This is a genomic window from Candidatus Villigracilis saccharophilus, assembly GCF_016711665.1.
The window spans coordinates 42081-55393 of record NZ_JADJSO010000073.1 but is presented as its reverse complement, the minus strand read 5'-3'; the positions used below and the strand labels follow the sequence as shown (position 1 = coordinate 55393).

The window sequence follows — 13313 nt, the reverse complement described above, 5'->3', positions numbered from 1 at the left end:
TTACTCCGAAATCTCTTTCCTCACCACAGGCGCGACCTTCGTGCCAAGCAACTCAACCGCGCGCATCATCTTGGCGTGCGGAATTGTCCCAATGCCCAATTGAATTAAGAATCTTTGATGATTAAATATCTTATGTTGAAATAGGATCTTCTCTATAACTTCATCGGGGGTGCCTACAAAGTCCGAACCGCGCAGAGAGCGTGAACCTTCAAATTGCTGGCGTGTGATCCCAGTCCAGCCGCGTTCCTTTCCAATTTTGTTCATCATCATTTGAAACGAGGGGAAATAATCGTCAGCGGCTTGTTTTGAGTCATCGCCGATGAATCCGTGTGAGTTGATGCTGAGCTGAATATCTGTCGGGTTGTGTCCTGCCTCTTCAGCGGAAGCCCGATACAGGTCCGTGAGAGGCGCGAAACGTTCAGGCATGCCGCCGATAATTGCGAGCGCCATCGGCAGTCCCAACTTCCCAGCACGGACAACAGATTCAGGCGTGCCGCCCACCGCGATCCAAACTGGCATTTTCTCCTGATGCGGGCGGGGATAGACTCCCTGCTCAAACAAGGCGGGACGATGTTTGCCAGCCCATGTCACGATCTCGGATTCGCGCAGTTTCAGAAGCAAGTCCAATTTTTCGGTAAATAATTCGTTGTAGTCGTTCAGGTCATAGCCAAATAAAGGAAATGACTCAATGAATGAACCACGTCCCGCCATGATCTCGGCGCGGCCTTTGGAAAGCAAATCCAGCGTGGCGAAATCCTGAAAGACGCGTACGGGGTCATCGGAACTTAGCACAGTTACGGCTGTGCTTAAACGAATGCTCTTTGTCTTTGCGGCGGCAGCAGCCAAAATGGTGACTGGCGATGAGGAAATAAAATCGGGGCGGTGATGTTCGCCGAGGCCAAAGACATCGAGGCCAACCTGGTCAGCGAGTTCGATGGTCTCCATCAGGTTGCTCATCCGTTCGGTGGGACTGAGCATCTGTCCCGTAGCTGGATCGGGAGTCAATTCCACAAAAGAGTAAATTCCAATTTCAAAAGGGCGTTTGATTTCTGTCATTAAGGATTCCTGTTTTCATTCAGTAAGTTTATAGAGATTGCGTAAAAAGTATTAATTCACCACAGACAAAATGGATAAACACTGATTGGTAGATAAATTCCTAAAAATGCTTTTTCAACATTTTATCTGTGGTTGAGAAAAAGACTTCAGACACACACCCAAGACAACTCAACCCCCATAAAAATTACAGGGACACTTGCGTGTCCCTGCTGCTTATCCGAACATCCTACCCAAACCCTTGCCGCCAGTCTTTTGGATCATCTTCATCATCTTCTGTGCCTCGCGGAATTGCTTGATCAGGCGGTTGACATCCTGCACTTCCATTCCGCAGCCAGCGGCGATGCGCCTTCTGCGGGAGGCGTTCAGCAGGTCGGGGTCACGCCGCTCTTTGACTGTCATGGAATTGATAATGGCTTCCGATTGTTTAAATGAACTTTCCATCACTGCCGGGTCAATGCCGCGCGCGGCCTGTCCCATTTGACCGGGCAGCATTTCCATGAGCTGTGCGAGCGGTCCCATCTTTTTCATTTGTTTCATTTGGTCGAGCCAATCCTCCAGCGAGAACTGCCCCTTCATCATTTTCTGCGCCTGCCGCGCCTGCGCGTCCATATCCTGGCCTTCATAGGCGGCTTCGGCTTTCTCGATCAGACCGATCATATCGCCCATGCCCAAAATGCGGGAGGACAGACGCGATGGATCATAGGTTTCAAGCGCGTCGAGTTTTTCACCTGTACCGATAAACTTGATCGGGATACCCGTCACCGAGCGGATGGAGATGGCAGCGCCGCCGCGCGAGTCGCCGTCCATTTTGGTGAGGATCAGACCCGTCAGGTTGATTGCGTCTTTGAATCCCTGCGCGATATTCAACGCCTCCTGACCGATCATGGAATCGACCACCAGCAGGATGTCGATCGGATTGACATTCGCGGCGATGGCCTTTAACTCATCCATCAGACCCGCGTCCAACTGCGACCGACCGGCTGTATCAATGATCACCAGACCGAATCCACCCTTTTCAGCCTTATCCACGGCGCGCTTTGCGAGCTGCGGCGGAGTGAGCGACAAGTCGGTTTCGACTTCAACATCCAGCCGTTCGCCAAGTTGCTGCAACTGCTTAATGGCGGCGGGACGATACGGGTCACCCGCCACCAACAGAACGCGCTCGCCTTTTGCCTTCATCAAACGCGCAAGTTTTCCAGAGGCGGTTGTTTTACCAGCGCCCTGCAAACCAACCATCATGATGACGCGCGGTTTCGGGCCTGTGAGATTTAATCCAACGGGCTCGCCAAGCGACGCGATCAATTCATCGTTGACGATCTTGATGACCTGTTGACCGGGGTTCAGCGCCTTCGAGACTTCTGCGCCAACGGCACGTTCACGCACGCGCGCGATGAAAGTTTTAACCACGCTAAAATGCACATCCGCCTCAAGCAAGGCGAGACGCACTTCGCGCATGGCGGCATCCACGTCCGCTTCGGAGAGTTTTCCGCGGCGGCGAAGGTTATCGAAGATCTGATTTAATCGTCCAGTGAGAGTTTCAAACATAGGTTATGTTATGTCGTTGCGAGGAGGGCGCCCTTCCCGACGAAGCAATCTCCAATTTAATAAGGAGGTTGCTTCGGGCGAAGAACAACCCCGCCCTCGCAACGACATGGTAGCCGATTCCTTTTTAGTGTAGGACAAGCATTTTAGCTTGTAGCAGGTTGAGGGTCAAGTAAGAAGCGCGGTCTGTTAAGAATTTCTTTACACGCAAGGCGAAACTACTTATACTGGCACGTGTTGTGTATCTAATAACAATCCCAGTTTGGAGGAAGTATGTCAACAGAAAAACCAATGGTGAACGACAGGAAAGAGATCTTCGGCTGGGCCATGTACGACTGGGCCAATTCAGCCTTTAGCACAACGATCGGGACAGTTTTTCTTGGACCTTATGTGGCATCCCTGGCACGCACCGCAGCCGAAGCAGCAGGCACAGCCACTGTTTCGTTTTTCGGGATTCCCGTTGCGCCTGATTCATTCCTGCCTTACTGTATTTCATTCTCAGTGGGCATGCAGGTTCTGTTCCTGCCCATTTTAGGGGCGATCGCAGATTACTCGCACATGCGAAAACGCATGATGCAGATCTTCGCAACCATCGGGGCCCTCGCAACCATTTTGATGTTCATGATCACGGGCGGATTGTGGTGGCTGGGCGGCGTGCTTTTCATTGTCGCCAACCTCGCCTTTGGCGCGGCAATGGTCTTCTACAACGCCTATCTGCCCGACATTGCCAGTGAGGATGAACGGGATCGAGTCTCATCGTACGGCTGGGCAATGGGATATTTGGGCGGCGGCGTCCTGCTCGCGCTCAACCTGGCATTCTTCACGTTCAGCGAAGACCTTGGCGTGCCCGGTGATCTGGCGGTCCGCATCAACCTTGCTTCGGCGGGTATCTGGTGGCTGGGATTTTCATTCATCACATGGGGCAGGTTACGCTCTCGCCGTGCCGCGCGCCAACTCCCCACTGGCGAAACTTACGTCAGCATTGGCTTCAAGCAACTACGCAAGACCGTTGGTGAAGTAAAGCATTTCCCCGAAACATTGAAATTCCTGATCGCCTACTTTTTATACAACGACGGCATCCAGACGGTGATCGCTGTCGCCTCGACATTTGCCGCCGCGCCTCTGATTCAGGGCGGGCTGGAACTTGAACAATCAACATTGATCGCCGTTATTTTGATGATCCAATTCGTGGCGTTCTTCGGAGCATTATTTTGGGGCAAACTTGCCGGCTGGATCGGCGCGAAGCAATCTGTGGTCGTCAGTTTGGTGATCTGGTCAGGCGTGGTCATTTATGCCTACGGCGGATTGAAAGGTCCGACCGCAACCGCGCAGTTCTTCGTTCTCGGCATTTTCATTGCCCTAGTCATGGGCGGATCGCAAGCCATCAGCCGCAGTCTGTTCGCGCAGATGATCCCAAACGGCAAGGAAGCGGAATTCTTCTCATTCTATGAGATCAGTGAACGCGGCACATCCTGGATCGGACCATTGGTGTTCGGTCTCGCCAACCAGATGTTCGGGAATTTGCGCTACGCCATTCTCTCCCTGATCTTCTTCTTCATCGCAGGTCTGATCTTGCTGCCATTCGTGAACGTCACCAAAGCCATCACTGACGCTAAAAAATATGATGGGAGTCAAACAGGATAATTACAAACGCTTTACATTTTTCCACAAGTGTATGGGCATGTCATATAATGCCCATACACTTGTTTTTTTAATTGGACCACTTCGCATACAAACCAAAGCATGGGTCAAGAGAGATGATATGAGCGAGAATCAAACAGGCCGATCGACCGAGTTGTTGATTGAAAAACTAGACAAGGATTTCTCAGATCATTTTATCGAAGCCGTAATTGAAAATAACCCGGATGTCATCCTAATCATGGATGAAGCGGGCCTGATCCTTTATTCAAACAAACGCTGCGCGGATCTGCTTGGGTATACAAAACTAGAATTAACCGGGAAGAGCGTTGAGACGCTCCTGCCCGCAGAATACGTCCATGCTCATGTCTCCAAGCGACGAGATTATCATAAATCGCCATCGGTCAGGGCGATGGGGCACGGAGCGATATTCAACGCCCTCCATAAATCTGGAGCAAAAATTCCGGTTCACATTGCGCTAAGTCCATTACCTGGCCAGGGAAGACTGGTACAGGCTGTCATGCGTGACGCCATGCCGATCTTTACAACCCAACAAAACATGCGTTTACAGAGTATCGCGATGCAGGCTGCCGTCAATGGAATCGTCATTACAGACACAAAAGGGATCATTCAATGGGTCAATCCAGCAGTCACAGTTATGACAGGATACTCCAGCGAAGAATTGACAGGTAGAGACCCCAGCATTTTGAAGTCCGGCCACCACGACCCGGTTTTTTATAGAAATTTATGGGAAACCGTATTGAGCGGTAAGCACTGGTCTGGCGAGATCATCAATCGCCGTAAAAACGGCTCGATCTATTATGAGGAGCAACGCATTGCACCTGTGCGAAATGATGACGGTCAAATCACGCATTTGATCGCCATCAAGCAGGATATAACCACCCGCAGGGAGGCAGAGATCCAATTACACCAAACCAACCTGCTCCTGCAAAGCCAACTTTCTGAATCTGAACGCCTTGCTGACCTATTGAATCAAGCAAATCATCAACTTGAAATTAAGATACAGGAACGATCTGCTGAACTTGCCAAAGCGAACGAACAATTAAAAGAAGTTGATAATTTGAAATCAGCGTTTATAGGCGTCATCTCCCACGAGCTGCGGACTCCGTTTACAAGCATCCTGGCATCCATCAACCTTCTCGAAGCCGAAGGATTTGAAAATCTGCGGCCAGATCAAAAGGAGCTATTGGGCATACTAGGTGAAAGCATACGGTCATCCTATTCAATGATCGAAAATCTGGTAAATTACGCCTCCTTTGTGCGCAAACAGGGTGTGCTAAACCGGAATCATGCCGATATTTCCAGTGTTGCAAATAGAATACTCTTTACGTTCAAAGGCAAGGCGGAACGTAAAAATATCGTGTTTGAAATTAAGTCTCCAAAAAATACTCAGACGGTTCTTTGTGATGAAGAGCGCGTGTATGAAGCCCTTCGTGAACTGGTGGATAATGCCATTAAGTTCACGGTGGACGGAGGCAAAGTTACGCTGAATTACTGGATCGCCGAAAACTTTCTGCATTTCTCTGTCGAGGATACAGGGCGGGGCATCCCGTCTGATAAATTGAACATGCTTTGGGAAAGTTTCACTCAAATGGCAGATCCCCTGCGGCGAGGCAATGAAGGCCTTGGATTGGGACTGGCGCTTGTGGAGCACATTGTCCGCGCTCACCGTGGAGAAGTATTTGCCACCAGCCAGGTGGGCATGGGAAGCAATTTTGGATTTCGTATTCCCCTGGAATAACGGATCTCTTGCAAAAGTCCACGGGCAATCAGCACAGGGGCAGCGAGTTTTGCGAACTTCGCACCGTTCGTGGTGAATTTAGCTCTTTTGCCATTGTGACTGTGGAGCTGTCAGATAAATTTTTTCTTTTTTAAAATGAACATCGGGGGTAATTTAAACTTCGGCGCACGGTCACTGGACCAGGGCGCTTGCGGAGCCATCACCAAAGTACATAACACAAGCAGGACCCTATCATAATTAACGCGCCAGCCCGCAAAATCTTTCCAGGCTTGATCACGGTCAAGTTTGAGCGGCACGCCAGCTTTATCCAATCTGTCTAATAGTTCATCAAACTCTTCACGGCGAATGCTGATCGGATCTGTAGGATACTGCGGGTTTTTGGGATTAGGCAAATCAAAATAATCTGCAATACGCCGCAATGCAAGATATCCCGCGCGGATGCTCAGTGAAGCAGAAGCGTCCGCGGGAATATCCACAGCGGACTGCGTGATCGAAGCGGCGTCCAATACCGCGCCGGCAGCGGTGACCCACGAGTTATCAGAACGCGGGGAACGAAAGAAGACGAGAGCGGGCAGCGTGGTGTGACTTTCCTCTATATCCGCGAACCAGGTCTCCCAAGTCTTCCAGTAATCACTGAGTTTATCCAACCCATGAATACGGTTAAACCGCAAAAGCATTTCAAGCGCCGAGGGCGGATTCCCAGCGCGCACCTCCAGCATGCTGACGGCCTGTTCGCGCCGTGAAAACGCGGCGTACATAGTCGGCAAATAGGCCATTAACAACGCCACCATGATCAGCCCAATTAGCGCTTCTGAGAAAGACAAAATGGTCACGATCGGAACATCCGATGTCGCAAAGCCAAGGGTTAACAACGATGAACCGCTATATCGAATATCCGCAAACCAATCCCCGACCCCAAGCGACCAATACATGGCCGCATACCCAAGCATGATCAATGCGTACCAGGCAGGCACCAGCATGATCAAACTTATCGGGGAATAATATGCCATGATCCGGTCACGCTGCTCATATGAGCCGGTAAATTTGAGAATGAACTCAAAAATATGGCGCATCATGCCAAAGACGATTCGATTTAATTGACTACGCGCTGCACGGGTTAATACAAACGTGGATAGTGCCGAAAAGATCGTCATCGCCACCGCACTAAACCCAACAAGAAAAACCAAAACCTTGATCAGAAAGTCCATAGACAGCGATTATAAAGGAAGGAACAAAAAAACTGTCCATCATTCCGATGGACAGTTTTGGTTATTGCAAATATTCATTAAGCGTGCTTCTAAACTCATCTTCCGAAATGAAGCCAATCAGTTTTTTCAAAACCTTGCCGTCAGCGTCCACAATATAAAATTCCGGCTGATAGGCAAAACCAAGCTCGCGTTGAAATGTATCCGTGTTGGGGTCGTCGGCATCAAGATAAGAGAACTTAACTCTGCCAGAGTATTCCGCTTCAAGCCCATGAACCATGGGCGCCATTGATCGGCAGGTACCTCAGGTGAAGCGGAAGAATTCGACCAGTTGCAATTGACCGGATGCCAGGCTCACTGTAGCGGGATCGGTGGCTTCGAGATTCGGTCCACGTGACGTGGGAACAGCGGCTGCCACGGGCGCCTCATTCGTGGCTAGCGGCTGTATGATACTTTCAGGGGTTTGGGTGGCAGCAGCCGCTTGAGGCGGATCTATCTGAGGCTGTGCGGTTGGCGGAAGCGCTTTCGGGGCGCAAGATGCCAGTAAAACAGCGACCATGCCAAGGATTGGGATGTAGATGCGGGGCTTCATTTTTTCTCCTTATTTTTATGCAAGACAAGTTCAGTTGAACAATTCTTACCAGCACTGTCCTAATTGCATTTCTTTGACTGTTATAAAATCCTACGCTATACTAAGTATTAAGATTGATACTATTTATATCATCACAGATTGTTGGAGGATCCAAATGGCAGATTTTAAGCTCACATATGCAACCATGTTCAACCCACCAGAAGAACTTCATAGCGGCTTCGACAAAGCTGTTGAAAAAATCAAGAATAATATGGGGCAGGAATATGGCATGTTTATCGACGGCAAAGAAGTTTTTGCTGATGATAAATTTGACGACCGCTCTCCCGTCAACACCGACTGGGTGCTGGCGAAAATGCAGAAGGGCAATGCCAAGCATGCCCAACTGGCATTGGCAGCCGCTCGCAAGGCATTCCCCATGTGGAGCCACACCCCCTGGCAGAAACGCGTGGAATATCTTCGCAAGGCGGCTTCTCTGATCGAAGAGCGCATTTTCGATCTTGGGGCTGCAATGGCGCTGGAAGTCGGCAAGAATCGCATGGAGTCTTTGGGCGACGTTCAGGAGACTGCCGACCTTATTTATTATTCCTGCTATCAAATGGAAAAGAACGAAGGCTATATTGTGGAGATGGGCAAAGACCCGCTCGTTGGGTATGAAGCCCGTAACGTGTCGGTGCTTCGCCCGTACGGCGTATGGCTTGTGGTGTCACCATTCAACTTCCCGCATGCATTGACAGGCGGCCCTTCCGGCGCGGCACTCGCGGCTGGCAACACGCTTGTGATCAAACCCGCCACCGACACAGCCTGGATCGTGCGCCTGCTGGTGGATTGTTTCCGCGACGCCGGTATCCCTGATGGAGTGGTGAATTTTGTAACCGGCCCCGGCTCCACGCTGGGGCAAGCGCTGGTTGACAGCCCCGAAGTGGACGGCGTGACATTCACGGGTTCCTTCGATGTGGGTATGAAGATGTTCCAGGATTTCGGAAAACGCAACTATGTCCGCCCGATCATTTTAGAACTCGGCGGCAAGAACCCTGTTATTGTTTCGAAGGATGCGGACCTTGAACGCGCCACAATCGGAATCCTGCGCTCGGCATTTGGTCTGCAGGGACAGAAATGCTCAGCCGCTTCACGCGTGATCGTGCATGAAGCTGTTTACGATGACCTGGTCGGCCGTTTGAAAGACGCCACCTCCAAATTGGTCATTGGTGATCCGACTGAGCGGGGCACATACACCGGGCCGGTGATCAACGCTTCATCTTATAAAGAATTCAAGGATTTCTGTGAAGAGATCAATCAGGGTGGCGGCACATTCCTGACCGGCGGCAATGTCAAATCCGGCGGCATGTATGATAAGGGATACTTCTGCGAACCGACCTTTGTCACAGACCTGCCCTTCACACACCGTTTATGGAAACATGAAATGTTCCTGCCGATCACAACCATTGGCAAAGTCAAAGACCTGGACGAGGCTATGAGAATCGCCAATGACGTAAATTATGGTCTCACCGCTGGCTTCTACGGCTCTCCCGAAGAAACTGACTGGTTCTTCGATCATATCGAAGCAGGCGTGACCTATGCGAATCGTCCGCAAGGCGCAACCACCGGCGCGTGGCCTGGTTTCCAACCCTTCGGCGGCTGGAAAGGCTCTGGCTCCAGCGGCAAGAACGCGGGCGGACATTACTATCTTCCGCTGTACATGCACGAACAGATCCGCACACTTGTAAAGTAAGATCACAATTCTTGTAGTTATGTTGTCCCTTTTTCTAAAAAGAAAAAGGGACAATGTTTTTAGGAATATGGTTATGCCGTGGAATCCAGCCCAATATCATAAATTCCAATCAGAACGCTCTGCTCCATTTTTTGACCTCTTAAACCTTGTGGAGATTCGTCCACAGCTCAAAGTAATTGACCTGGGATGCGGCACAGGGGAACTAACCCGCATTCTGGCAGACGCGTTACCTGAAAGCACTGTGACCGGGTTGGATTCCTCCCTCCAAATGCTGGATAAAGCCGCATCCCACGCCAGTGAGAACCTGCGATTTGAACAAGGAAACTTATCCGAACTGACCGGGAATTGGGACCTTATCTTCAGCAATGCCGCGATTCAATGGTGTGAAGATCATGAAAAGTTGATCCCCAGATATTTTTTCAAAATTAGATCATGGCGGGCAATTATGCATCCAGATCCCATCAAACCACAATCATATTTCACACATGCTTATCCGCGAGACTGTTAGAGAATCTCCATTTAACAGGATATTAAACGGCTTTGAAAGAATTTCGCCCGTTCTGTCCATCGACGAATATACAAGAATACTATTTGCACTTGGAGCAAAAAATATTCTTGTCTTTGAAAAAATATATCCGCATGTTTTGGAAAATTCAGACGCAGTGATCGAGTGGATATCCGGCACAGCGCTTGTCCCCTATTTTGAAAGACTTGGAAAACATAAACCTGAATTCCTTGATGTGCTGCGCAGGAAAATGAACAATGCCCTGCCTGAAAGTCCGTTGCTGTACCCTTTCCGCAGGATTTTATTTTCAGGCCTGAAGCCATAGGTAGTGTAACGAAATACTCTCTTCTTGATTCGTAAAAAGGCTCACTTGTCTACCTTTCCGTTCCAAAGGTAAAATAAGCCCATGGAAAATGATGGAGATCCTATTATCGTGCGGGTGGGAACTTTCTTCCTGGTGATGGGAGCGGGCGTTTTTCTGCTCTTCGTCACATCTGACCTGGCAGACAATGTAGACTTTGATTATCTTTTCATATCCATGCTGCTCTTTTTTATCGGCTGGTATTTTCGGCGCGGCAAAGCCCCGCCGCCCTCGGCTGGACGATTTTCTTTAGTCCATAAAACCCGCGAAGATGCCAGAAAAAGAAAAGAAGAAAAACTGAAAGCCAAACAGGATGCAAAGAAAAAATAATATGTCAAAACTCATCTCACTCAAGAAAGCAATCGCAGAATTCGTGAACGATGGCGATATTGTCTACGCCGCGGGGTTCACACATCTCATCCCGTTCGCAGCGGGACACGAGATCATTCGTCAGGGCAGAAAAAACCTCACCCTCGCCCGCGCCACCCCAGACCTGATCTATGATCAAATGGTCGCGGCGGGATGTGCAAAAAAAGTCATCTTCTCGTATATGGGGAATCCCGGTGTCGGATCATTACGGATTGTCCGCTCTGCGATAGAAAAAGGCGAACTGGAATGGGAAGAGTATTCACATTTCGGAATGATCACTCGTTTGCAAGCCGGCGCATCGGGGCTGCCATTTTTACCGATGAATCAAACTGGCGCAACCAGCCTTGAGCAATCCAACCCGCTCATCAAACGCATCCCCGACCCTTATGGCGGCAAGGATGTGATCGTTGTGCCGGCCTTGAATCCAGATGTAGCGATCGTTCATGTTCAGCGCGCAGACAAGAACGGGAACGCGCATTTGTGGGGCATCATCGGTGAACAAAAAGAAGCCGCCTTCGCCGCGAAGAAAGTCATCCTCACCACCGAAGAGATCGTGGACGAATCAGTTATCAGGTCCGACCCGAACCGCACCATGATCCCCGCGAATATTGTGGACGCGGTATGTCACGTCCCATACGCCAGCCACCCATCTTATTCTCAAGGCTATTATGACCGCGACAATGAGTTCTATCTCGCGTGGGATAAGATCAGCGAATCACCCGAGTCTGTCAAAGCCTATCTTGACGAATGGGTCTATGGGGTCAAAGATAGAAACCAGTATTGGGAAAAGCTTGGAGCAAAGACTCACAAACGCCTGAAAGTAAAAGCAAAGTACAGCGAAAAAATTAATTACGGGAAGTATTAAACAAGTAGACAGGTAAACACGTTTGATGAATATTCCACAATTTGATTATGGCGGCAATGGCGTACCGCTGCATTTTCTACACGCCAATGGTTACCCGCCCGAATGCTACCAGCCGCTGCTTGAACTTTTACAAACTCAATATCACATATTTGGAATGAAACTCCGTCCGCTTTGGGATGATGCGAGAATCGAAGAAATTAATGACTGGCATCCATTCTCCGACGACCTGCAACGCTTCCTAACTACGGGCGGGCTTGCTCCAGCCATTGGAGTGGGCCATTCCATCGGAGGCATTGTCACCCTGCGCACAGCCCTGCGGGACCCAGGCAGGTTTCGCGCATTGGTTTTACTTGACCCCGTGCTGTTCATGCCTGCATTTTTAGTGGGATGGAACCTTGTCCGCGCGATCGGGCTTGGAGAAAAGATCCACCCATTAATTGCAGGCGCAAAAAGGCGACGAAGAACATTTGACGATCTTGAAAGTGTTTTTCGCAGTTATCGTTCACGCAATGTTTTCAAGTATATGAGTGATGAAAATTTACGCATATATATTGAAGGTATCACCGTTCAAAGGCCGGATGGCGGCTACGAATTGGTGTATTCACCGGAATGGGAAGCCCATATCTATCTGACAGGTCTGCGCGATTTTGATCTGTGGCGTGACCTGCCCAATCTTAAAATACCCACGCTTATCATCCGCGGCGCCGAGACAGATACTTTTTTGGAAAGAAATGCAAACCTGGTAAAGAAGAAAAATCAAAAAATAAAGATCGTAACTTTGGAAAGATCCACACACCTCCTGCCGCTCGAACATCCGCGGGAAGTTTTTGAAATCATGCAATCGTTCTTGAAGGAGAATCTATGACCGAAATTAAATATTCAGCCGCAGAGTTGATGATCGTCAATGCCGCGCGCCTATTGAAAGATGGCGATGTTGTCTTTGTGGGCGTAGGCCAACCCAACCTGGCCTGCAACCTCGCCAAACGGACTCATGCGCCAAACCTGGTGATGATCTACGAAGCCGGCGTGATTGGCGCGGAACCTGAACGCCTGCCCTTGTCCATTGGTGATCCAACCCTCGTCAGCGGATCATTATCCGTTGTGAGCATGTACGATATTTTCGCCAACTACCTGCAACGCGGCAACGTGGATGTGGGTTTCATGGGCGGCGCGCAGATTGACAAGCACGGCAACATCAACGCCACTGTGATTGGTCCTTATGAACATCCAAAGGTGCGCCTGCCCGGCTCAGGCGGTTCGCAGGAGATCGCCGCGTGGGCAAACCGCTGTTACATCATGACGCCGCACCAGAAGCGCCGCTTCCCCGAAAAAGTGGAATTCATGACCTCGGCCGGCTTCATTGGCGGGAAAGGCGATCGTGAAAACGCAGGCTTGCGCGGCGGCGGCATGGTCGGTGTGGTAACCGATATCGGCATGCTCGAACCCGATGAGAACGGCGAAATGATCCTCACTGCGCTGCATCCCGGTAAAACGGTCGAGGAAGCCAAAGCCAATACCGGTTGGGATCTGAAGGTCGCGGAACAAGTTAGAGTGACCGCACCAATTACAAAAAAAGAATTGAAAATTTTACGCGAAGAGTTGGATCCGACTGGAATCTACCTAAAAAGCGCAGCTTAATCTGAAACGACCCATGTCAATTTAATAACAATTTATCGGTTCACAGGAGAG

General features: G+C 50.0%; 13 protein-coding genes and 1 pseudogene. 9 read left to right on the top strand and 5 right to left on the bottom strand.

Annotated features, from left to right (window positions below):
- Together IPL17_RS23060 and ffh are read right to left on the bottom strand one after the other, a co-directional pair.
- A complete protein-coding gene (locus tag IPL17_RS23060) occupies nt 1-1056 on the bottom strand; it encodes an LLM class flavin-dependent oxidoreductase (protein ID WP_345309441.1) in 1056 nt (351 codons plus the stop codon).
- Between the two features lie 213 nt (nt 1057-1269).
- On the bottom strand, nt 1270-2601 hold the full coding sequence (gene ffh / locus IPL17_RS23055; protein ID WP_345309440.1) for a signal recognition particle protein: 1332 nt from the start codon (nt 2599-2601) through the stop codon (nt 1270-1272).
- 270 nt (nt 2602-2871) lie between these two features.
- Between ffh and IPL17_RS23050 the strand changes: the two genes are divergently transcribed.
- Together IPL17_RS23050 and IPL17_RS23045 are read left to right on the top strand one after the other, a co-directional pair.
- Nucleotides 2872-4242, top strand: coding sequence for an MFS transporter (locus IPL17_RS23050; RefSeq protein WP_345309439.1), 1371 nt, complete (start codon nt 2872-2874; stop codon nt 4240-4242).
- Nucleotides 4243-4360: 118 nt separating this feature from the next.
- Entirely contained in the window at nt 4361-5998 is a 1638-nt protein-coding gene (locus tag IPL17_RS23045) for a PAS domain S-box protein (RefSeq protein ID WP_345309438.1), read from the top strand.
- Between the two features lie 110 nt (nt 5999-6108).
- Here the strand turns inward: IPL17_RS23045 and IPL17_RS23040 are convergent, their stop codons facing one another.
- The 3 genes and pseudogenes from IPL17_RS23040 to IPL17_RS23030 form a co-directional block, all read right to left on the bottom strand.
- Nucleotides 6109-7206 (bottom strand): hypothetical protein, encoded by a 1098-nt coding sequence (locus IPL17_RS23040; RefSeq protein ID WP_345309437.1) that lies wholly within the window; start codon nt 7204-7206, stop codon nt 6109-6111.
- 61 nt (nt 7207-7267) lie between these two features.
- Nucleotides 7268-7495: pseudogene (locus IPL17_RS23035) on the bottom strand (thioredoxin family protein); the annotation flags it as partial.
- Between the two features lie 12 nt (nt 7496-7507).
- Nucleotides 7508-7795: a hypothetical protein gene (locus IPL17_RS23030; RefSeq protein WP_345309436.1), complete on the bottom strand. Its 288-nt coding sequence runs from the start codon at nt 7793-7795 to the stop codon at nt 7508-7510.
- Between the two features lie 154 nt (nt 7796-7949).
- On the opposite strand from IPL17_RS23030, the gene IPL17_RS23025 reads away from it, so the two are divergent.
- The 7 genes from IPL17_RS23025 to IPL17_RS22995 all read left to right on the top strand — a co-directional run bounded on the left by IPL17_RS23025 (nt 7950) and on the right by IPL17_RS22995 (nt 13262).
- Nucleotides 7950-9524: an aldehyde dehydrogenase family protein gene (locus IPL17_RS23025; protein WP_345309435.1), complete on the top strand. Its 1575-nt coding sequence runs from the start codon at nt 7950-7952 to the stop codon at nt 9522-9524.
- Between the two features lie 73 nt (nt 9525-9597).
- A complete protein-coding gene (locus IPL17_RS23020) occupies nt 9598-10032 on the top strand; it encodes a methyltransferase domain-containing protein (protein ID WP_345309434.1) in 435 nt (144 codons plus the stop codon).
- Between the two features lie 136 nt (nt 10033-10168).
- Nucleotides 10169-10354 carry a hypothetical protein gene (locus IPL17_RS23015; protein WP_345309433.1) on the top strand — a complete coding sequence of 62 codons (186 nt, stop codon included), beginning with the start codon at nt 10169-10171 and terminating at the stop codon, nt 10352-10354.
- A gap of 81 nt (nt 10355-10435) precedes the next feature.
- Nucleotides 10436-10720 carry a hypothetical protein gene (locus IPL17_RS23010; protein WP_345309432.1) on the top strand — a complete coding sequence of 95 codons (285 nt, stop codon included), beginning with the start codon at nt 10436-10438 and terminating at the stop codon, nt 10718-10720.
- A gap of 1 nt (nt 10721) precedes the next feature.
- Nucleotides 10722-11624, top strand: coding sequence for a CoA-transferase (locus IPL17_RS23005; protein WP_345309431.1), 903 nt, complete (start codon nt 10722-10724; stop codon nt 11622-11624).
- A gap of 25 nt (nt 11625-11649) precedes the next feature.
- On the top strand, nt 11650-12489 hold the full coding sequence (locus IPL17_RS23000) for an alpha/beta hydrolase (RefSeq protein WP_345309430.1): 840 nt from the start codon (nt 11650-11652) through the stop codon (nt 12487-12489).
- Nucleotides 12486-13262 carry a CoA-transferase gene (locus IPL17_RS22995; protein WP_345309429.1) on the top strand — a complete coding sequence of 259 codons (777 nt, stop codon included), beginning with the start codon at nt 12486-12488 and terminating at the stop codon, nt 13260-13262. Before IPL17_RS23000 ends, IPL17_RS22995 begins: the two co-directional genes overlap by 4 nt.
- Nucleotides 13263-13313: the final 51 nt, after the last annotated feature.

Bases quoted from the DNA above. Each gene is read 5' to 3' on its own strand.
- IPL17_RS23005 (WP_345309431.1), top strand. From the start codon at position 10,722: ATGTCAAAACTCATCTCACTCAAGAAAGCAATCGCAGAATTCGTGAAC.
- IPL17_RS23060 (WP_345309441.1), bottom strand. From the start codon at position 1,056: ATGACAGAAATCAAACGCCCTTTTGAAATTGGAATTTACTCTTTTGTG.
- IPL17_RS23040 (WP_345309437.1), bottom strand. From the start codon at position 7,206: ATGGACTTTCTGATCAAGGTTTTGGTTTTTCTTGTTGGGTTTAGTGCG.
- IPL17_RS23050 (WP_345309439.1), top strand. From the start codon at position 2,872: ATGTCAACAGAAAAACCAATGGTGAACGACAGGAAAGAGATCTTCGGC.
- IPL17_RS23030 (WP_345309436.1), bottom strand. From the start codon at position 7,795: ATGAAGCCCCGCATCTACATCCCAATCCTTGGCATGGTCGCTGTTTTA.
- IPL17_RS23010 (WP_345309432.1), top strand. From the start codon at position 10,436: ATGGAAAATGATGGAGATCCTATTATCGTGCGGGTGGGAACTTTCTTC.
- ffh (WP_345309440.1), bottom strand. From the start codon at position 2,601: ATGTTTGAAACTCTCACTGGACGATTAAATCAGATCTTCGATAACCTT.
- IPL17_RS22995 (WP_345309429.1), top strand. From the start codon at position 12,486: ATGACCGAAATTAAATATTCAGCCGCAGAGTTGATGATCGTCAATGCC.
- IPL17_RS23045 (WP_345309438.1), top strand. From the start codon at position 4,361: ATGAGCGAGAATCAAACAGGCCGATCGACCGAGTTGTTGATTGAAAAA.
- IPL17_RS23020 (WP_345309434.1), top strand. From the start codon at position 9,598: ATGCCGTGGAATCCAGCCCAATATCATAAATTCCAATCAGAACGCTCT.
- IPL17_RS23000 (WP_345309430.1), top strand. From the start codon at position 11,650: ATGAATATTCCACAATTTGATTATGGCGGCAATGGCGTACCGCTGCAT.
- IPL17_RS23025 (WP_345309435.1), top strand. From the start codon at position 7,950: ATGGCAGATTTTAAGCTCACATATGCAACCATGTTCAACCCACCAGAA.